This window comes from Enterococcus pallens ATCC BAA-351, assembly GCF_000407485.1.
Taxonomy (GTDB): Bacteria; Bacillota; Bacilli; order Lactobacillales; family Enterococcaceae; genus Enterococcus_A; species Enterococcus_A pallens.
This window is the reverse complement of record NZ_ASWD01000001.1, coordinates 1,053,123-1,073,402: the sequence shown is the minus strand read 5'-3', so window position 1 is coordinate 1,073,402 and position 20,280 is coordinate 1,053,123. Positions and strand designations below refer to the sequence as shown.

Here is a 20,280-nt window from a genome sequence, read left to right as displayed (position 1 = left end):
TGAGGTTCGTCCATTCTAGTTCAAATAGAAAAAGAATGATAGACTGCGGTATATTTTTCAGAACTTAATCTACACACTCATCCCAATCCTCATCAACATTAGATAATGGATCAACCGACTGAGGCGGCTCAGTCAGAGGATTTCCTTCATTATCTAACGTAAATGCACCTTTTCTTGATAACACATTAATTTCAAGCAGTTTTGCGAACTTTTCTTTGTCAGATTTGGTGAGTACATATTTCATTTTGCCCTCCTTGTAACTCTGAATACGTGGAACACTCCAAAAAGACAGCATTGCAGGAACGTGATTTCGTGCCTGATTAATGAATCCCTCGCACTGCAATCATCCGTCTTCCTACAACTCGACCAACTGCCGTTGCGGTACTATTCGAACTTGGCAACAACATCAAATACAAAGCATCGAGAAAACTAATGGTATCTCCTGCATACATTTGAGGACCACTGCCTCGAGTAATATCTGACTCCTTAAAAGTAAATGTCTCATGTAAATTAACCACATGTTCCAACAACAACAAGGCAGTCATGACTTTGTTCAGGGAAACTGGTGCTAACTGCTCATTTTCATTTATCTCATAAAGCGATGGCGGTAAAGCATTTGCCCAAAATAACGGATGACCAGTTATAGCTAGTACACTGCCTGAAACCGCAGATAATTTTTCGTCTGGTTGATAACTTGGATTAGACAATCGCTTTTGAGCAATTTTTACCAGTTTTCTTGCATCAATGAATCGATTTTCGTTTGAAGTAGCACCCATAACAGTGGTGAGAAATAGATTGGATGCTTTATCTGCTAACAGAAGCAGCACATTCGTCTTCTTGGCATTCACTGTTCCTGTTTTTCCGCCTAAAAATGTGTACTCTTCTTCAATTAATGGACTGGCTACTAAAGAACGGAGCTTTAATTCTCTGGCGTGAGGCCCTTCAATCGATACTGTATAATTTTTGGCTCCCCAAACCTTTAACAGATTCTCTGTTCCTGCAGCCTGCAAAGCGAGTAAAAGCATGTCTCGCGAAGTTGAAACCTGTCCGTCTGCTACTAAGCCGTGAGAATTTTTGAATATTGTTTTGGTCATGCTTAGCAATCTAGATTTCTCATTCATTGCATCAATAAACTGTTGAATGCAACTCTCATCACTCAATAGTGGATAACCGAGTTGCTGATCCGAGGTCAAGCTTATGAAGTTACCTGTAGCGTTACTTTTGAACAACAGAGATTCAACATCAACAGTCGATAGGTCATTGTTGATTCCAAAAAAATCTGATAAATCAATTAATGTTAATTGACCCAATTGGCTCGCTCCATTTGCCGAATCAATACTACCCACATATATAAAGGTGTTAGAATCTTCATTTGCTTTGAAAATACTAGATACTCGTTCAAATCCGTTCGTAGTTTCCATTTTACCCACCAGCACGCTCGTACCAGCATCCAGGTTACCATATACCTTAACCCCAAAAGCACCTCGAACATAACGAGTAACATTTACCATAAAGGATAGATAATAAGTATGACCTTTTTTCAAATGGATTCGCTGCTTGACTTGAGAGGAAACTATTGAATCAACAGTCAAGTAATTTTTTTGGCAAAATGATTCAATTGCAACTTGTCCAGAATTCACTTCCCATTTATCCAAGTCATTCTCAAACCACGCATTTTCTATACAATTTCTCAAGAAATATAGACTAATTTGTTCTTTTGGTTTTTCAAAATTTAGTTTTTCATTATTTTTTGATGCTCTCAACTGATTGTTCATATTGTCTCTCCTCAATTTGTATTTATAAGTGAACACTTATAAGAAGAAATATATGAAGAAATTCAGTTCTATTTACAGATCAAAACAATAGACCACGATTTAATTACTTGTTTGCCTACTGACATCCCACTTTCTATTTGTAAACAATAGCTTTATTCTCGGCATCCAACGTAAACCTACCTTTTGAGTCCAATCCATTGAGATTTAGCATTTCTTCAAAAGCTGGCTTATCTTTTATGAAATCATTCGCTTCCATATATGCAATATATTCTGCTAACGTTTTTGCTTTACTATTCACCATTACAATGAAGATTAAACCAGTGGATAATTTTTGTCTGTACTCAGGATCTAAACTTCCTACATTAGGCATCCAGGCTCTCGCAAGATCATACTGGTCCTCTGGTTCTCTCGGTGACTCTCTATCATAAATATCCCGAAAAATGCTGTTCACTGTCCAATTTGTTGATCGTCCATAGCAAAATTCGTACTTCCCGAGTGCCCGTTGGATCGAATTGTCAAGATGCCAATTCCAATCATACCCATATGTGTACCGGTTAGCTTGAAAGACTGACCATCCTTCTTTATAACTTAATGCTTCATTTTCATTGAAACCAGTATGTCCATTATATGCGCCTCCCACCAATCGACCTATTGCCTGGCGCATCGTCCAATGACCCCACTCGTGAGATAAATTAATATCAAAAAATTCATCTTGCTGAATCCTTGTATAAGTGTTCATGGCGTCAATATGAGGAATACTTATAAAAGGTTGATCTTTCTTGATTTCCCCAAAGCTAGTAGCGCTGCTTGTAAATGCGGGACCACTCGTTTTTTTATAGTTATGCTCGTACAAAACTGGAATCGGATCGAATGAATAGTTGAAGGTTGGTTTCAGTTGTGGAAATGCATCTAAAGCAATTTGAACACTATCTTTTGTTTCATTTACCATATCGTAGTATCTGTTCCATATCTTTATCGCTTGATAATTATGTTCTCTACCATTTTCCACACTTGAATTAAGAAGAAAACGAACCAAAGTGGCATCTATTGTACGGTTGTCAGGTATCACGAATCCTGTTATTGGACGATAGGTTATTCCTTTAGAATTAACAATTTTTCCTACTTCTGGTCGGCTTAAAACATATTCAAAATAAACACGAATAATGTCGTCTGGAACATTGACAGTTACATTCTTGACTTCTCCATTATCATCTGAAACTAAATCATCACGCAAAACATGCCTTTTTCCTTGAGCATCATAGTAAAGAATCTTTAACTGTGCATTTCTAATAGGTATAGCTTCTTCCTTATTTTCCGAATAAATCATAGTCAAAAATCTGTCTATCACAACTGATCGTTCTGCAGCCTCAGCTTTAGTACCTCCAAAGAACAAAAAGATAAGTCCCAGAGCTAACAAACACAAATAATGCTTTCTTCTTTTCATTTTTAAATCTCCTCATAGTTTTATTATAAGTGATCACTTATTACGATCATTATAAACAAACTTACGTTCCTGTTTGTGCCAAAAAATGGACATCTTTTATATATTAATTATCCAATTTTACACCTAAAGCTCAAAAAACATTAATCTGTATATGAAAGCTCTTATAGTAGCTGGTAACTTATCTATTCGATTGATTGTGTAAGTACAGAAGTATATCACGATAACTATTGGACATTGTGAGGTGACCACGAACAATAAGAACAAATTAAAAAATTATTTTCTTCGTATTGAACTGAGTGACTAATAAATGAAAAATATAAACACAACCATTCAACTTTACTAATTCCTCATTTAAGACTTGATAATCGAAAAAATCATGAACCTATCTTAGCCCAAAGCTTAATCATCACTAGTTTTTAACAAATCAATGCAATTTGAATTCAGCCTTTACATACGGCTCTTTATTGACCCCATATTTTTCTGCGCAATGCTTCAGATACTGGGCCCGTAATTCGGCATCCTCTGCCACAAAGTATTTCACTCCAGGTGACGTATTCACCTCAAACAACCACAGCTTGCCATTTTCATCTAAACCAAAATCAATCCCAAAAGCATCGAAATCGTAGTCGTACAATTCTTCAAATTTCTTAGGGAACCAGCTGCTGACTTCAAATAGGCGATCCCTTACTTCCTCCCATTTATCACCATACTTAGCTGCCAAGAAAGAGTTCAGCGGGCTGACGCCACCACCTTGGCTGATGTTAGACGTAATCCCTTTGCCAATACCAATTCGTGGATAAATCGCCGCATTGCGCCAATCTCCATTAATGTTTTTGCGAACATGCATCCGAACATCAATCGGGTTGCCCTGACTATTTTTTGATTGAATAAAAGGCTGAGCGATATACACCCGTGGCTTCAAAATCTTTTTATAAAAATCATTGAATTCTGTTTTCGTCATGAATTCACTGGTTGTGTCGGTATGAACCATGATGCCTTTCTTTTCAAATTCAACCGTATAAATGTTGCGACCCTGATTACTAACAATTGGTTTTAACAAGGTATGTCCGTGTTCTTCCATAAAATCATAAATACTTTTAGCAGACTTCACCGATATATAAGGAATCAGAACCTCCTCAAAGCCACCTGCTTTTCTTAATCGCTCGAAAACTTCATGCTTAGAGCCGATGAGATGGCACGTCAGGTAACACTCTTTGTCTAAGGCCTGCATAAAGGCTTGATCGTGCGTAACCTCATTGTCGACTGCCAAAGGAAACCCGGTTTCCTGACGGCGCCAGCGTCCATTGATATAAAACAGACCGTTAATAGTCTTGGTTTTGAAATTGACATCCTCTGGGTTGAAAAAGAAAAAGTCTAAGCCGTAGTGATTGCACACTAGACTAGTTATCCGCCCCAATCTCCCTGGACTTTTATAGGTTCGCATCATCGCTACTTTCATAGTGACTCTCCTTCATTTGGTTTATTTTCTGTCTTAAAGAAACTTAACGCTCGTTCTGCCAGCTTCAAATTGCGTTTGTTATGATCCCGTTCATAACGTTGCCGGATACGCTCAATGGATTCGGCACTTAGGGCAATCTCGGCCCCCATTTCTTCTAACCGCAGCGACAACACGCCTTTACCAATACCAGCATAGTAGTCAGATCGTTCGTAGAAATAGTTGGCCAGTTCCTGTTTGGCGAAGTTGTTTTGTTGCACATGGTCATACTCGCCACTGGTCAAATAGTGCCGTAAAATTCGCTGCCCCTGCGGACTTACATAAATCTCGTCAAAGTCCTTCTCCTCACGATCTGCCAGAAACAGGTTCAACATCAGTTGATAGGTCTTGATATTGGCGGTTCGCCGCTGCGTCTGAATATTAGAAACTACCTTGATTAGATGCCGAATACTGGAATCATTCTCCGCTTTTGTGATTTTGCCTAAGCGCAACAATCGTGACACCAGTAACACCCCATCTTGATTTTGAGTGCGCGCAAAAGGTAAAATCATTTCTTCTGCCGAAGCTGCCCCTAATTCTGGACTGTTTAGCCAGAAGTGATACAAATAGCGGTCAATCGCATCTGCCGACTTCAATTCTTCCAGTAGGGCGGCACTTTCTTCTTTGGACAGCTCTTCAAATTGATAAGACAACAGCTGCTCTTGATATTCTGTTGGCTGTTCCAAGGGCGCTGCTCGCCAATTAGGTACCCGCAACCAGTTTTTGTTTTTGATCCAGCCCGTTTCATCACGGAAAGCTTTCATTTCTTCGAACTCTTCCACACTGGCACGGCGCATCAGCTGGTCATCCAACAAAACTTCTGAAAAACGCAGATCGGAAGCCGTTGTCCCCAAGCGATTACTATCCAAGAACCGCTTCACTACTTCATTATTAAGCAGGGCGCTCCCCAAACGTGTGAATGACAGTCCTTTTTCTTTGGCATTGCCAAACAGATCAAAGAAATGATAGGTTTGGTCTGCCAATTCTTTTGGTGTTAAATCCACTAGATCAAAATAATTGTCTAAGATCATTAAATAGGTGGCATATACCCGATAAAAGAAATGCGGAATCGGTGTCGCGTCTTCATGTTCTGTCAAATACTCCTTCATCTCCATAATCAATGGCCGGAAATTAATCAACCGGAAATAATCTCGAATCACTGGGAAATTCCGCAAGAAAGGATAAACAAACCATTGGGTATTCGCCACTAAATCCCGATCCAAATACAGCTCAGCCAGATCGAACTGCACGAGTTTCTGTACATCCTTTTTATGACCATAAAAGATAAAATCACTAAAATGAAGAATTCGGTGGGTCTTCGCATTGAAAATGGTGATTGGATAGTCAAATATCTTAGGCAAGACCTTTCGATACTTTCGCAGCTCCTTTTTATTTTCAATCTTTCCTGGACGTTTCGTTAAATACGGTTCGATCAGCTTCAAATGATTCAAACTGCGGTCTGTTCGAGCCTTCAATACAAAACAATCCTCCGGCAGCTTGTCTAGAGCAATCTGAAACTGCATTGCCTGCCGCAAGTAATTAATCGAGTTCGTTTTCTCAAGCGTTAGTCGGCTTTCCAGCGATCGCTGTTCAATAATTTCTACATTGGCTGCTTCCATTTCTTTCCTTAGCTCAGGAAAATGATCAAAATCTCCCAGCCAGGTACTAATCAAGATCCCTTTAAGTGTGCCTTCTGAGCGTAAACGTAATAATTCATCTACAGTTAAACGTAATTCCAACTCGTCCCGAATTGCTCCACAGACGACTGCCCAGATATTCTTCTGCTTCTGTACTTTTTTCTTATCTGCCATCTACCAATCTCCTTCAAATCTATTGATCTTCCGTTGGATAAATTCTGTTAATTCCTCCGGTGTACCTAGCGAGGCATAGCCATTTTTCGGTAAAAACACAGGGTTGATTATTTTTCCTTGCTGGATCAAGTAATTATAAAGTGGTGCAATGTAAATCTCCCCGTATTGCCTGGCTATCTCCTCTTTCATTATGTGAAAAGCAGTTTTATAGTCTTTCCAATAGCGGAAATAATAAAACCCTACCGATCCCCACTCAGATATTGGTTGCTTCTCTGCCAGCTCAATAATTTTATTTTGCCTGTTCAATTTAGCAAAAGACCAATGATTCCCCTGTGCTTGAAAAACAGGCACTGTACCATCGCCTTGAAGAACCATTTCTTTTGTTAAGTAACGAGGCTGAACAGTGGTATCAATGTTGTAAATGACTAGTCCTTCCTCATCAGTTATCAGGTGCTCTGCCTGCAACACTGTATCAGCTTGTCCTCTAGTCAAAGACGTCAATTCTATAATGGAATACTTGTTAATCCCTAGCAGACTTAATTCTTGTTTTAAACGATGAGCACTAAATGCATCTTTTCTCACTAGAAAAATGAATTCTTCATCAAAAAAGTTTTCTAAAGAATGCATCGCCCAAGCAAACAAACTATGCTTTCCAGCTATAATTTCATGCTTAGGTTGTTGATATCCTTGTTTAACGAAACGACTGCCTTTTCCAGCCATTGTAATGACAATCTTCATTCTTAACCTCCTTGCACCAATTTCCCACCTTGCTCAATAATTTTTCTTGGTAGTCTCCAGCTGATTTCTTCAAAGTCAGACTCCCAAGTTGATCCTTTAATTACTGTTACAGATTGGTCTGTCATTAATTCCAAGGCTTCTTCTACTAATTCATTTAGATCCGTATAATGGTAAGCTAAGATTTTCCTCTTTCTCAATTCCTTCATAATTTCCTTCATTTGAGGTCCATAGAGTAACGCATAATCTGGTTGCGTCTCCGCAATAGGCTCAACAAATTGATAATGAATCTCCTGACTTTTTGGTCCTAAATCAGCAATTTTCGCAAGGATTAACAGCTTCGTTCCTTTGTACACACCAGAAGTTGCCAATAGCTTAAAGTAGCTAAGTGCATTTAACATCGACGGAACTGATGAGTTGTGTGTATCATCGATGAGCGTAATATGTTCTTTCGTGCCTAAATCAAATTCCTTACGTGTTAATACCCTAGGCAACGTTTTGATTTCCTCAAATTTCTTCAGCTGTTCTTGATCTAGCTTCGCTCCCAAATAATCTAAAACTAAAAGAACTCCTAATGAATTTTGTATCGTTCCTTCTGATCCCCCAGGTAATCGATACTCTACGGTTTTCCCCTGAACATTTGCTTTTACGGTGGAAAACTCACCATCCCAACTTTTTTCAATCAAGTAGGCCTCTGTATTTTTTTCACGCATACTATAAGTGACAATTTTGATGTTTTTCGGTGCTGCTTTTCGAATAAAGACAGCCATTTGATCTTGTGGAATATCATGATTTACTACTAGTAATCCACCCGGCTTCATTCCGTCAATTAACCCTGATTTTATTTCTGCTACATTTAGGTCATCTTTATATTTAGATAAATGAGCACCACCGATTGATGTAATAACGCCAATATCTAATTGCGCCAGTTCTGCTAAATTGCCATTAGGAAGGTGGGGTAACAAACTATCTCCAGCAAGTTCCAGAACAGTATAATCAGGATTTCTTACAATATTAGCGGTATAAAATGAAACACTCGCTCGATTATTATGATTACCTAAATTGACTAATGCATCCGTAGTTTCATCTTTGAGCAATCGCCAAATCATTTTAGAAGTGGTCGATTTTCCTGCTGATCCAGTCACTCCAATTACAGGATGAGTGTATTGCTCACGTATATATTTTGCTAAGTTATATAAGAACACTCGAGTATTCTCTACTATGAATTGCGGAATGGTATCTTTATATTCAAGAATAGGCTCTCTTGTTACAATTGCCTGGCAATAATCGGTTACACGATCAATCGTATCCAAGGAAAAAGCATAACTAGTCACTAAAACACCTTGATAATCTTTTGATAGCAAGTGACTGCGGTCGGCAATCCGGTAAATTTGAAAATCAATGGGCAGATCATCATTTAAAAAGTATCCCCCTTGGTAAATGTTGGTAAAATCTCTTACAGTAAACGGTATTGACTTATGTTGATTCATTCTTCTTAGTCCTTTCCAGTTGCTATATTTTTTTGTCTGCTCTCACACATATTTTTCTATGTCTTTGGATGACACAAAGCTAAGATCAGATACTCTTTTCAATTTATTCTTGGCTTTCAAATTCTGGAGTTGATCAATAAAGTATTCTATGCCATCCCCTGCCCGTACCCCATCAAAGGTCCAGTAACAATAATCCCACCAGTTCAATGCGAGCAATTCGTCAATAACCGATTGACGAAACCGGTAGGATAATACTTTAGCAGGAACCCCACCCACTATCGCAAAGGGTGGAACATCCTTCGTCACAATGGCACCTGTAGCAACCACTGCTCCATCACCAATAGTAATACCTGGCTTACAGGTAACATCTTCTCCTATCCAAACATCATTACCAATCGTAATAGCATCTACCTTTTGCTTATAGGGAATAGCTTGGAAATTCCCTTCCTCGGTTCCAGCAGCCAAAGGAACATTGACTGTGCTGGGATGAGTCGAGTACGTAATTGGGGATGTAGAAAATCGATCAATTGGATGTTGAAACCCCATGATTTTTAGGTTAGGTGCGATGGAAGAATATCGTCCTACTGTTGTTCGCTCGGTCAAACGGCTTCGGCTGAATGAACACAATCCCATAGTATTCAAGGTATTACCCACAACATAAATACAGTGCTTTTCGATTCGCAGATTAGCTGGGTAACGTAACATATCCCCCTCTTTAAATCGTTTTCGCTTGTTGTAAGTAAAATACACCTGATTTTCTTCTAAAAAATCTCCCAATGAATCAGTATATTTTATAAAAGGCATTAAATAGTTTCCCTTCTATGCATTTACTAAATAAGGCGCCAACAACTTCATCGCCTGACCAAACATAATCTTCTGCCGTTCTGGATAATCCGCATGCAGCGGAATCATTGACAAGAACAACAACCCTTCGATTAATCGAACTTGCTCAATCGGGTAAAGCTTGGCAATACTTTCGTTCACTAATTCCGTGATCTCATTCTGCAGCTCCGTCTTATGAATCGTGTACGAATAAACGGTTGAAGATTCCTGTTCTAAACTGAATTGATCCGTAATAATATGATCATAAGCGCCTTCAAAGCTATGCATGATCTTAGCAATGTCGTAAAACTCATCCCCATAAATATCAAAAGAACCAAACTTCCCGCGTGGATCAATCAGCTTCACTAGTTGATTACTTACTTCAAATAAAATATTGCTTAGACAGAAATCGCCATGAATAATTGAAGCCGACTTTTCACTAATCAGCTGATTGTTTTCTAACAAGCTAAGTAAACGTTCCATGATTTCCTTCACGGGTTGATACGTCACTCCATTAATTGTTGGTGCATTCTCATAAAACACTTCAAAAGCCGGATCCTCCATCAATCGCTCCACCCGATCCACGGTTTTCTGATAGTAAATGTCTTTCAAATCCTGCGGGTCCAGTTGTTTATTCGCGGAGTGCTGCTTCATCTCTTGTCGTACAAACATCAGCTTATCCATGATCTTTTCCCAAGCGCTGATTTCTAAGTTGCCGTAGATGTACAGGTTATGCAATGTTTCGTATGGATAATATTCCATCTCCACACAAGGCTGCTTTTTATCCAAGGAGTAGTTGTAAATCCTCGGTGTGAAAAACTGCAGCTCTGATGGCATTTTGATGTACCACTCGATTTCATGAATCAGCTTTTTGGTATCGTCACTTTTCTTAGTCAAAATCCCTCGTTGATCATCAATCGTAATCGAATTAAAGAACCTAGCTTGTACCAGCTTCTTGGTTTCCAGATATTCCTTCTCATGACCTAAGTCCAACCAATTTTCAGTCGAAATCAATTCCATCGGATGATAATTTTCATCATAATCTTTGATGGCTTCATAAAAAGACCGACTGTTATCCTCATAATTTTTACTTAGCTCGTATTTATCCAGCTTTAATGGCAAGCATTCGTGAAACGCTTCTCCACTGCGAAACCCGAATACCCCAGCTACTAGCTGATCGCTCGGCTTATTTTGAGCGGCTTCATTTTTATGGCTAAAACTAAGCTTCTTCCCTTCGCGAGCCACACTTGTCCAAGGCGCGGAATTGTCCCGATGACCAATCACGATAAAATCCTCTGATGCATAAGACTCCTCGTTCACATACGTATCACCAAAATTAATCGTCAGGTGAAAATCTGTATTTAAACAGGACAACATATACCGTAAGCCATTACTAACTGCTAAGAATAAGGTGCGACTCTCTCTGTCTGTTAAGTACCATTCATACACTGATTTCGATCGCTGCTTAAGACGTTCTCCCGACTCTGACTGACTTTCGTCAGAAAGGATAAACACATAGTCCTTTTCACGGTATTGTTCTAGCAAGCTATCCTCAATGGTCCCATCTCCGAAAGGCAACATTAAGGGATAAATAGCCCCAAAGCGTGTTTGCATATCCGCTGAAATCTTTTTCGTATTTAAAATCATGACTGCTTCCATCGGTCATCCTCGATTCGTTGTAAAATTTCTTCTTCCGTCCATTCCAGGAATTCACTGGGACGAATGGCCCGATCATCAACATAGAAGCCTTGACCACACCATGGTTTCCCTACATGCAATTCATCGTAGGGAATTGCCCACTTTTCCAACCATTCGGTCAACACCGGCACCATGTTAGCAGTAATCAAGCCCACATTTCCTTGATAAGTTCGCATTTGTCGAGCGGTATATAAAATGATCTTGTAGCCTTTTTCTTTATACGCTTTCATCTGTTCCACCACTTCTTGGATTGGTTCCAGATCAGCGTATTCCTTGTCTCCTTTTTTCTCGCAAAAGGTATTATCGATATCCATTACAATGGTTTTCATGAGTACCCTCAATTCTATATGTTCTCTTATTCACTGCTTTCAACTGTTAGACACTCATTGGGCTCATTTGAACAGTAGCTCCCGAATAGTTTATATATCCGTTTTCACTCTGGCCTGTTGTTAAATAAGTATAAAATTCTGGTGCGAAGGCATATCCCTGTCCCCATTTTGTAATGATAGAATCTCCCTGGTAACCAATCTTTTTGAATTTACTTTTGATCTTGGTTACAATACATGAAAGCTGGCTGCGATTGGAATCGGTTTCGCCTTCTGACCACAGAACTTCACAGATTTCAGTACGAGAAAGCATCTGCCCTTCCGCCTCCAGTAATAACTGAAACAGCCGCTCTTCTTTTTTTGAAAAGTAAATGCGGCCTGTTGACGTCTCCAAGGTCCGATTCTCCAATCTTTGAACGGGGAAACATTCGTGACTTTTATTTTCCGCCTGCTCTTCATAATAAGTACTTTGCAGCAAGACCAATTTTTCCCGCATACTATCAAATGAAAGCGTTTTTGACAGATACCCAAAAATCCCAGTCTCTTTATCATCCTCTTTGCGTTCACCTTCAGACGTCAGACGAAGTGCCATGCTTTTGCCTTCACTAATCGCAGTAAGAATTTTATTCACTTCCAGATTACTCATGGTTTCACTTAGCAAAATAATTGGAAAGAATTGAACAATCGAAAGCATTCGACTATCATTGAACGCTTCAGTTGAACAAAACACCTCATAACCCAATAGTTGTAGTTGTTTCTGAAGTTTTTGCTCAGCTAATATATTTTTGGTAAGGATAAGTATCCTATTCATACATATTCACTCCTCGTTTTTTCTTTAGTGGTTCATTCCAAGAACTTGATTGAAAACTCTGAGGTCAAGCAATAACCTCTACCCCAAATCGTACGTAAAAGATCTTCATTGAACCCCATTTCCACTAACTTTTCTTTGATTTTTTTTACTAACACTGATAATTGCGACATACGGGAATGGCTCAGCGGTTCGTTCCAAAGATACCCACACAGCTCTTCACGAGGCACAATCTCACCATGGTTTGCTTGTAAATATAGAAAAAGCTGTTGCTCCTTTTTTGTTAAGAGCTTGATAAATTGTTCCTGCAGCTTTTCAGTCATCACTGAAGAGTGATACAATTCAGCATATTGCTTTTCTTCCGTTTGTTGGAGCTGGTTCATTTTTTCAGCCAAACATTCTCTTAATTGATCCAACGGCACATCTTCTGTTATCCACTCACTTACCCCCAGCATTTCCAAACGTTCCTGTTCCTCAGCAGTTGGTGGTCCACTGAATTTGCGAAAAACCGCCACATTGGCTGTAATCAATTGAGGTAAAACATCTATGATTTCCTTATTTGTGATGGTCTCACTGAAGATTACTGCGCAGTAATCTCTCATCATAAACTCTTTTCTTCTTAAGTGCTGCAATGCCTGAGCCGAGCACAGCACTTCATAACTCAACTGCTGCAATTGTTTCTGTAATCCTTGTTCCATCAGTACATTCTTTGTTAACAACAAGATTAGCTGCATGTAGTCACTTCCTTTTCTCCTGATCACTCAATACGATTGGACAGGAAGCTGAAAGGCTTCTGCCGCTTCTTTAGAAATTTTGTTCATCGGTTTCACGTCGATCAATTCCGCCTGTACCACCAATCGACTGGTCGCATACAAGTCTCCACAAGTAATTAATGTGAGCAGCTGCTTCTCTGGAACAACATCTAATACTTCTGTCTTCGTTGGCTCCACCTTTTCCTTGTAAAAAGCCTCATATGTATACACATAGGAAAGGTCAGTCACATAAATGAGGTCCCCTAAAGCAAGCTCCTCTAGCGGTGTAAATAACAAATTCGGTTGATCTGATCGGTGACTAGCTAAGCTATAATTCCCTTCACCCATTTCTTGGTCGGGCGAAAGTGTGCCGGCCCCATAAAGTAACCCCTCATTTGATAATCCTTTGAAAATCGGCAGCCGAATCTTCACGCTGGGAATAGCGATACTAGCAATCACCGGCAGCTCCTTTTTATCTCCAGCTAACTGTGATTTCACCACTGCTTCTGAAGTGAGGGACTTCACCTGGTCAAAATCAAAGGGTGCTTCTCTTTGCTTGTTCTTTTCCAAGTCTTGTTTGGAGAGTTGACTGATGTCATAATCGGCCCCCGTATTGCTGATAAAAAAATTGATTAGCGGTTTATTAAATAGAAGAAAAAGACCAACAATGATTAGCAGAAAAGAACAAAACCGTACGACTTTTTTCTTCATATCTTCCCTTTCTGTTAAAAAAAAACAGGTAAGGTGAAAAAAACGAACGATCCGTCTAAAAAGATTAATTCTTTTATTTAGAGAGATCGTTCGTTTCCTTACTGCTTTCTACTCCTCTTGATCAAAAAACTCATCAATCGTGTCTTTGGTCTTACGTTTCTTGCGTTTGAGTTTGTCTTTCAATCCAAATAATCCAAGACCGAGCAACCCTAGACCAGCTGCTGGATAAGAAGATTCCTTCACATCGGCACCTGTTTTAGGCAATGCCTTCCCTGTTAGACCCGTGATTTTCTTCGGAGTTGGCTCCACTTTCGGTTGAGGCTCTGAGTCGCTATCCGAATCGGAATCACTATCTGAGTCTGAATCACTATCAGAATCTGAGTCACTGTCTGAGTCCGAATCGCTATCGGAGTCCGAATCACTATCGGAATCCGAATCACTATCTGAGTCTGAATCACTGTCCGAGTCTGAATCGCTATCCGATTCATTATCGGCTTTTACGATGTCCTTCACCTTTTCGCTCTCTTTTTGTTCTTCTCCAGGCTGATGCCCCTTCAGAACAATTTCAACTACGTCGCCTTCTTCTAAGGTAATACCTGCCATACGAGCAAGATAGTCATTTAAGTCAATCGAGAAGCTGCTTCCAGGAGTCACTGGAACATCTGCGATAAATAATTGGCCGTTAATATACAGATCCATCGTGTAGTACCGGTCAAAATCAGTATCTTGCTCTGGCACAAAGCCAGTAATGACTGAGCCACCTACATAGTTTGGATCCAGTGTTGGTGGGGTAACTACCCAATCTTCATAGTCAACATCCCCATCAGAATCGCTGTCCGAATCTGAGTCACTATCGGAATCTGAGTCGCTGTCTGAGTCTGAATCACTGTCCGAATCTGAGTCACTATCGGAATCTGAATCGCTGTCTGAATCTGAATCACTGTCCGAATCTGAGTCGCTATCGGAATCTGAATCGCTGTCTGAATCTGAATCACTGTCCGAATCTGAGTCGCTATCGGAATCTGAATCGCTGTCTGAATCTGAATCACTGTCCGAATCTGAGTCACTGTCTGAGTCCGAATCGCTATCGGAATCTGAATCTGAATCGCTATCGGAATCTGAGTCACTGTCTGAGTCTGAATCACTATCGGAATCTGAGTCACTATCCGAGTCTGAGTCACTGTCCGAGTCCGAATCACTATCAGAATCTGAATCGCTGTCCGAGTCTGAATCGCTATCGGAGTCCGAATCACTGTCTGAATCTGAATCGCTATCGGAGTCCGAATCACTGTCTGAATCTGAATCGCTGTCCGAGTCTGAATCGCTGTCCGAGTCCGAATCACTGTCCGAATCTGAGTCACTATCTGAGTCTGAATCGCTGTCCGAGTCTGAATCACTGTCTGAGTCCGAATCGCTATCGGAATCTGAATCGCTGTCCGAATCTGAGTCGCTGTCTGAATCTGAATCACTATCGGAATCTGAGTCACTATCCGAGTCCGAATCACTATCGGAATCTGAGTCGCTATCTGAGTCTGAATCACTGTCCGAGTCTGAATCGCTGTCCGAGTCTGAATCACTGTCGGAATCCGAGTCACTATCAGAATCTGAGTCCGAATCACTGTCCGAATCTGAGTCGCTATCGGAATCTGCGTCACTGTCCGAGTCTGAATCGCTGTCCGAGTCCGAATCACTGTCCGAATCTGAGTCGCTGTCTGAGTCCGAATCGCTGTCCGAATCTGAATCGCTATCGGAATCTGCGTCACTGTCCGAGTCTGAATCGCTATCGGAATCTGAGTCACTATCGGAGTCTGAATCGCTGTCCGAATCTGAGTCGCTATCGGAATCTGAATCGCTGTCCGAATCTGAGTCGCTATCGGAATCTGAATCACTATCTGAGTCCGAGTCACTATCGGAATCTGAGTCACTGTCCGAGTCCGAGTCACTATCGGAATCTGAGTCACTGTCCGAGTCTGAATCACTGTCGGAGTCTGAATCACTATCGGAATCTGAATCGCTATCCGAGTCTGAGTCGCTGTCGGAATCCGAATCACTGTCGGAGTCCGAATCACTATCAGAATCTGAATCACTGTCCGAGTCTGAATCACTGTCCGAATCTGAGTCGCTGTCGGAGTCCGAATCACTGTCCGAATCTGAATCGCTGTCCGAGTCACTGTCTGAATCGCTGTCGGAATCCGAATCACTATCAGAATCTGAGTCACTGTCGGAGTCCGAATCACTGTCCGAATCTGAGTCGCTATCGGAATCTGAATCACTATCCGAGTCTGAGTCACTATCGGAATCTGAATCACTGTCCGAGTCTGAATCACTATCGGAATCTGAATCACTATCTGAGTCTGAATCACTATCAGAATCTGAATCGCTGTCCGAATCCGAATCACTATCGGAATCTGAGTCACTGTCTGAATCTGAATCGCTGTCCGAATCCGAGTCACTGTCGGAGTCTGAATCGCTATCGGAGTCTAAGTCACTGTCGGAGTCTGAATCACTATCCGAATCTGAGTCACTATCCGAGTCTGAATCACTATCAGAATCTGAATCACTGTCCGAGTCCGAATCACTGTCCGAGTCCGAATCGCTATCAGAATCTGAATCGCTGTCCGAATCTGAGTCACTATCGGAATCCGAGTCACTGTCCGAATCTGAGTCGCTATCAGAATCACTGTCGCTGTCTGAGTCCGAATCACTATCCGAATCTGAGTCACTGTCGGAATCCGAATCACTATCCGAATCTGAGTCACTATCCGAATCCGAGTCGCTATCAGAATCTGAGTCACTGTCCGAGTCTGAATCACTGTCTGAGTCCGAATCGCTATCGGAATCTGAATCACTATCCGAGTCTGAATCACTGTCCGAATCTGAGTCACTATCAGAATCTGAATCACTGTCCGAGTCCGAATCACTATCGGAGTCTGAATCACTATCAGAATCTGAATCACTATCGGAATCTGAATCGCTGTCCGAATCTGAGTCACTATCCGAATCCGAGTCACTGTCCGAATCTGAGTCGCTATCAGAATCTGAATCACTGTCGCTGTCTGAGTCCGAATCACTATCAGAATCTGAATCGCTATCCGAGTCTGAGTCACTGTCTGAATCTGAATCACTATCAGAATCTGAATCGCTGTCTGAGTCTGAATCGCTATCGGAATCTGAGTCACTATCAGAATCTGAATCGCTGTCCGAGTCTGAGTCGCTATCGGAATCTGAATCACTGTCTGAATCCGAATCACTATCCGAATCTGAATCGCTATCGGAATCTGAGTCACTGTCTGAATCCGAATCACTATCAGAATCTGAGTCACTGTCTGAGTCTGAATCCGAGTCACTATCAGAATCTGAGTCGCTGTCTGAATCCGAATCACTATCCGAGTCTGAATCGCTGTCCGAGTCTGAGTCGCTATCGGAATCTGAATCGCTGTCTGAATCCGAATCGCTATCTGAGTCTGAATCACTGTCTGAATCTGAATCACTATCAGAATCTGAGTCGCTATCGGAATCTGAATCGCTGTCTGAATCCGAATCGCTATCTGAGTCTGAATCACTGTCTGAATCTGAATCACTATCAGAATCTGAGTCGCTGTCTGAGTCTGAATCGCTATCCGAGTCCGAATCACTGTCTGAATCTGAGTCACTATCGGAGTCTGAATCACTATCGGAGTCTGAATCGCTGTCCGAGTCTGAATCGCTGTCCGAGTCCGAATCGCTATCCGAGTCTGAGTCACTGTCCGAGTCCGAATCGCTATCTGAGTCTGAATCACTATCGGAATCTGAGTCACTATCGGAGTCCGAATCGCTATCCGAATCTGAATCACTGTCGCTGTCTGAATCACTATCGGAATCTGAGTCACTATCGGAGTCCGAATCGCTATCCGAATCTGAATCACTGTCGCTGTCTGAATCACTATCGGAATCTGAGTCACTGTCTGAGTCTGAATCACTATCAGAATCTGAGTCACTATCGGAGTCCGAATCACTATCGGAATCTGAGTCGCTGTCTGAGTCTGAATCACTATCAGAATCCGAATCACTATCAGAATCTGAATCGCTGTCCGAATCCGAATCTGAGTCACTATCAGAATCCGAATCGCTATCGGAGTCTGAATCACTGTCCGAATCTGAGTCGCTGTCTGAGTCCGAATCACTGTCTGAATCTGAATCGCTATCAGAATCTGAGTCACTGTCTGAGTCCGAATCACTATCAGAATCTGAATCACTGTCTGAATCTGAATCACTATCAGAATCTGAGTCACTGTCTGAATCTGAATCACTATCAGAATCTGAGTCGCTGTCTGAGTCCGAGTCACTATCAGAATCTGAGTCACTGTCTGAGTCTGAATCGCTGTCTGAATCTGAGTCACTATCGGAGTCTGAATCGCTGTCCGAGTCTGAATCTGAATCACTATCAGAATCTGAATCGCTGTCTGAGTCTGAGTCACTGTCCGAATCACTATCCGAGTCTGAGTCACTGTCGCTGTCTGAATCACTATCTGAGTCTGAATCGCTATCGGAATCGGATTCTGAGTCATCATCTTTCACATAAGTGATTCTGGTGTTTTCTTCTGGATTAGTTACGTCTTTCTTTTTGTATCCAAGGCTAGGATTCTCTTCACTAATTAGCTCTAAATCTTCCCCGTCTTGTGTTACTGTATAACCGGGTTCATAAGGAATTTCAGGGCCTTCCAGAATGCCCCTTGGATCTTCTGGGTCATTGACATAGTCAACAAACGTCTCTTCCCCATCTTTTTCAATGATGTATTGACCTAATTGACCATAGACATAGGTAACAGTTGGTGTATCGTCTGCTCCAATGATTCCTTCTGATGATCCTTCTTGTTTATCTACATAGATATACCCCTCGACTACTTGAACCTTATCTGTAATGTTGTCGCCGACTTTTGCTGTTTGACTATCTGTATGGATCGTTTGACCATTTCTATCCACATAATTGTAATTAATAGTTTTTTCCTGTCCATCATAGATATAGGTAACAATCGTTTGATCATCTGCTAATACGGTTTCTGAATTACTGTCCGTTTGAACAAAATCGTAACCATGAATTGTTTCTTGCTTGTTGGCAACTAGATCATCAAATCGTTGCGTATCCGTTACTTGTGGATAGATTTCATCTCCATGTTGATTAAGGTATCGATACGTTACTGTTGATGCATTTCCTTCATAGATATAGGTGATGACCGATGAACCATTTGCCCCCGCAGCAGTGTCGCCTTCTCTTCTGACAAAGCTATAATGATCAAATGTCTTTGCTTCCGGTTCAGCGATCGCTTGTCCCACTCTATAGTCAGAATCGACTTCATCTTCAGTTAATTCCTTTCCAGTGTCACTTAAATATCGATAAGTAACTGTGGTTGGATTTCCCTCATAAACATAAGTTACTTGTGAGGCATCATTTTCTAAAACAGTTTCTGCCGAGCCTTCTTGAACTTCCTTGAAGGTATAGTTAAGAATCTCTTTTTTATTCTCAGGAACTGCAGTACCGACTTCTGCTTCAAGAGTGGCATCATTAGCAATCGTGTTACCAAACGTATCTATATAGCTGTAGGTGACATTAGCTTTCGCTACCCACTGGTCGGAAAGAGGACCTGGTTTGCCTTTGTAAGCTCTGATTTCGGCATCAACTAAAATTCTCAATTCAGCATGCGCTGCTGTAGCCTCTTCCAAGTCTTTAGTAGTTTTAGTTGGTGGATTGGTACTCGTTTGGTCATACGTTGTATTAAGTGTGTCAAAAGCCTCACCTATGAAATTATAATAGGTAGACCTTCCACCTGTAGGATTTCTTTTATCTAACCTAATCTCTGCCATTGCATCAGACATCGCTTTGTTTCTTAGATCCCTCGCTTCGGCAACAGCAGCATCTAATTCATCTGCGGCAGCCTTAACTATACCCTCGTTTAAAGGATTATCTGTTCTAATCTGCAGCAGATTTTCTATTTTTTCAATAACTCCGGGTTCATTAATCAACACGCCAGTCCTCTCCAAAGCTGGAAGGACGATTTGTACCCAGATTTTCTTCCGATTTGGAGAGGTAGAAATATCTTCTGGCTCTTCAAAGTAATCTGTAGATTGTGTACCTATCTCATTACTCAGCGAAATGAACTCGCCAACCGTCTCAAATGTATAATCTGGAAAACTCCCGATTGGAGCTTGAGGAGTAGATGTAGCAGCATATACATTGCTAACAGTTAAGGAGCTTAAGAACAGCGTCAACAATGGACTACTGGCTAATACTATTTTCTTTCCGGTTCTTCGATAAATGATCGTCCTTTCACTCAATGGTTGATATTCCCGTTTCATCCCATTTAAATCCATCAACACTTTCCTCCCTTTGAGAAAATGAAGCTACACAAGCTAATCTAGCTCTAGTTGTGCAACTT

General features: G+C 41.0%; 14 protein-coding genes. All 14 read right to left on the bottom strand.

Features of this window, described 5'->3' with window-relative positions; translation table 11 throughout:
• Positions 1-64: 64 nt before the first annotated feature.
• Entirely contained in the window at positions 65-244 is a 180-nt protein-coding gene (locus I588_RS05185) for a hypothetical protein (RefSeq protein ID WP_010757906.1), read from the bottom strand.
• 76 nt (positions 245-320) lie between these two features.
• Entirely contained in the window at positions 321-1,775 is a 1,455-nt protein-coding gene (locus tag I588_RS05180; protein ID WP_010757905.1) for a serine hydrolase, read from the bottom strand.
• A gap of 133 nt (positions 1,776-1,908) precedes the next feature.
• A complete protein-coding gene (locus I588_RS05175; RefSeq protein ID WP_010757904.1) occupies positions 1,909-3,219 on the bottom strand; it encodes a hypothetical protein in 1,311 nt (436 codons plus the stop codon).
• A gap of 424 nt (positions 3,220-3,643) precedes the next feature.
• Positions 3,644-4,678, bottom strand: coding sequence for a YheC/YheD family protein (locus tag I588_RS05170; RefSeq protein WP_010757903.1), 1,035 nt, complete (start codon positions 4,676-4,678; stop codon positions 3,644-3,646).
• Positions 4,675-6,525, bottom strand: a complete 1,851-nt coding sequence (locus I588_RS05165) for a hypothetical protein (protein WP_010757902.1) — start codon at positions 6,523-6,525, stop codon at positions 4,675-4,677. The genes I588_RS05170 and I588_RS05165 overlap by 4 nt, the downstream gene beginning before the upstream one ends.
• Positions 6,526-7,263, bottom strand: coding sequence for a glycosyltransferase family 2 protein (locus I588_RS05160; RefSeq protein WP_010757901.1), 738 nt, complete (start codon positions 7,261-7,263; stop codon positions 6,526-6,528).
• Positions 7,264-7,265: 2 nt separating this feature from the next.
• Positions 7,266-8,750 carry a Mur ligase family protein gene (locus I588_RS05155; protein WP_010757900.1) on the bottom strand — a complete coding sequence of 495 codons (1,485 nt, stop codon included), beginning with the start codon at positions 8,748-8,750 and terminating at the stop codon, positions 7,266-7,268.
• A gap of 42 nt (positions 8,751-8,792) precedes the next feature.
• Positions 8,793-9,554 carry a CatB-related O-acetyltransferase gene (locus I588_RS05150; RefSeq protein ID WP_010757899.1) on the bottom strand — a complete coding sequence of 254 codons (762 nt, stop codon included), beginning with the start codon at positions 9,552-9,554 and terminating at the stop codon, positions 8,793-8,795.
• Between the two features lie 15 nt (positions 9,555-9,569).
• Positions 9,570-11,231: a protein kinase family protein gene (locus I588_RS05145; protein ID WP_010757898.1), complete on the bottom strand. Its 1,662-nt coding sequence runs from the start codon at positions 11,229-11,231 to the stop codon at positions 9,570-9,572.
• Positions 11,216-11,599 (bottom strand): HAD family hydrolase, encoded by a 384-nt coding sequence (locus I588_RS05140; protein WP_010757897.1) that lies wholly within the window; start codon positions 11,597-11,599, stop codon positions 11,216-11,218. The genes I588_RS05145 and I588_RS05140 overlap by 16 nt, the downstream gene beginning before the upstream one ends.
• 46 nt (positions 11,600-11,645) lie before the next feature.
• A complete protein-coding gene (locus tag I588_RS05135; protein ID WP_010757896.1) occupies positions 11,646-12,407 on the bottom strand; it encodes a winged helix-turn-helix domain-containing protein in 762 nt (253 codons plus the stop codon).
• 32 nt (positions 12,408-12,439) lie between these two features.
• On the bottom strand, positions 12,440-13,138 hold the full coding sequence (locus I588_RS26360) for a helix-turn-helix domain-containing protein (protein ID WP_010757895.1): 699 nt from the start codon (positions 13,136-13,138) through the stop codon (positions 12,440-12,442).
• A 27-nt stretch (positions 13,139-13,165) separates the two neighbouring features.
• Entirely contained in the window at positions 13,166-13,867 is a 702-nt protein-coding gene (locus I588_RS05125; RefSeq protein WP_010757894.1) for a class A sortase, read from the bottom strand.
• A gap of 108 nt (positions 13,868-13,975) precedes the next feature.
• On the bottom strand, positions 13,976-20,215 hold the full coding sequence (locus I588_RS05120; protein ID WP_016250035.1) for a MucBP domain-containing protein: 6,240 nt from the start codon (positions 20,213-20,215) through the stop codon (positions 13,976-13,978).
• Positions 20,216-20,280 lie beyond the last annotated feature (65 nt).

Excerpts from the sequence above, each read along its gene's own strand:
- I588_RS05175 (WP_010757904.1), bottom strand. The coding sequence starts at position 3,219 with ATGAAAAGAAGAAAGCATTATTTGTGTTTGTTAGCTCTGGGACTTATC.
- I588_RS05120 (WP_016250035.1), bottom strand. The coding sequence starts at position 20,215 with ATGGATTTAAATGGGATGAAACGGGAATATCAACCATTGAGTGAAAGG.
- I588_RS05180 (WP_010757905.1), bottom strand. The coding sequence starts at position 1,775 with ATGAACAATCAGTTGAGAGCATCAAAAAATAATGAAAAACTAAATTTT.
- I588_RS26360 (WP_010757895.1), bottom strand. The coding sequence starts at position 13,138 with ATGCAGCTAATCTTGTTGTTAACAAAGAATGTACTGATGGAACAAGGA.
- I588_RS05185 (WP_010757906.1), bottom strand. The coding sequence starts at position 244 with ATGAAATATGTACTCACCAAATCTGACAAAGAAAAGTTCGCAAAACTG.
- I588_RS05155 (WP_010757900.1), bottom strand. The coding sequence starts at position 8,750 with ATGAATCAACATAAGTCAATACCGTTTACTGTAAGAGATTTTACCAAC.
- I588_RS05150 (WP_010757899.1), bottom strand. The coding sequence starts at position 9,554 with ATGCCTTTTATAAAATATACTGATTCATTGGGAGATTTTTTAGAAGAA.
- I588_RS05170 (WP_010757903.1), bottom strand. The coding sequence starts at position 4,678 with ATGAAAGTAGCGATGATGCGAACCTATAAAAGTCCAGGGAGATTGGGG.
- I588_RS05165 (WP_010757902.1), bottom strand. The coding sequence starts at position 6,525 with ATGGCAGATAAGAAAAAAGTACAGAAGCAGAAGAATATCTGGGCAGTC.
- I588_RS05145 (WP_010757898.1), bottom strand. The coding sequence starts at position 11,231 with ATGGAAGCAGTCATGATTTTAAATACGAAAAAGATTTCAGCGGATATG.
- I588_RS05135 (WP_010757896.1), bottom strand. The coding sequence starts at position 12,407 with ATGAATAGGATACTTATCCTTACCAAAAATATATTAGCTGAGCAAAAA.
- I588_RS05125 (WP_010757894.1), bottom strand. The coding sequence starts at position 13,867 with ATGAAGAAAAAAGTCGTACGGTTTTGTTCTTTTCTGCTAATCATTGTT.
- I588_RS05140 (WP_010757897.1), bottom strand. The coding sequence starts at position 11,599 with ATGAAAACCATTGTAATGGATATCGATAATACCTTTTGCGAGAAAAAA.
- I588_RS05160 (WP_010757901.1), bottom strand. The coding sequence starts at position 7,263 with ATGAAGATTGTCATTACAATGGCTGGAAAAGGCAGTCGTTTCGTTAAA.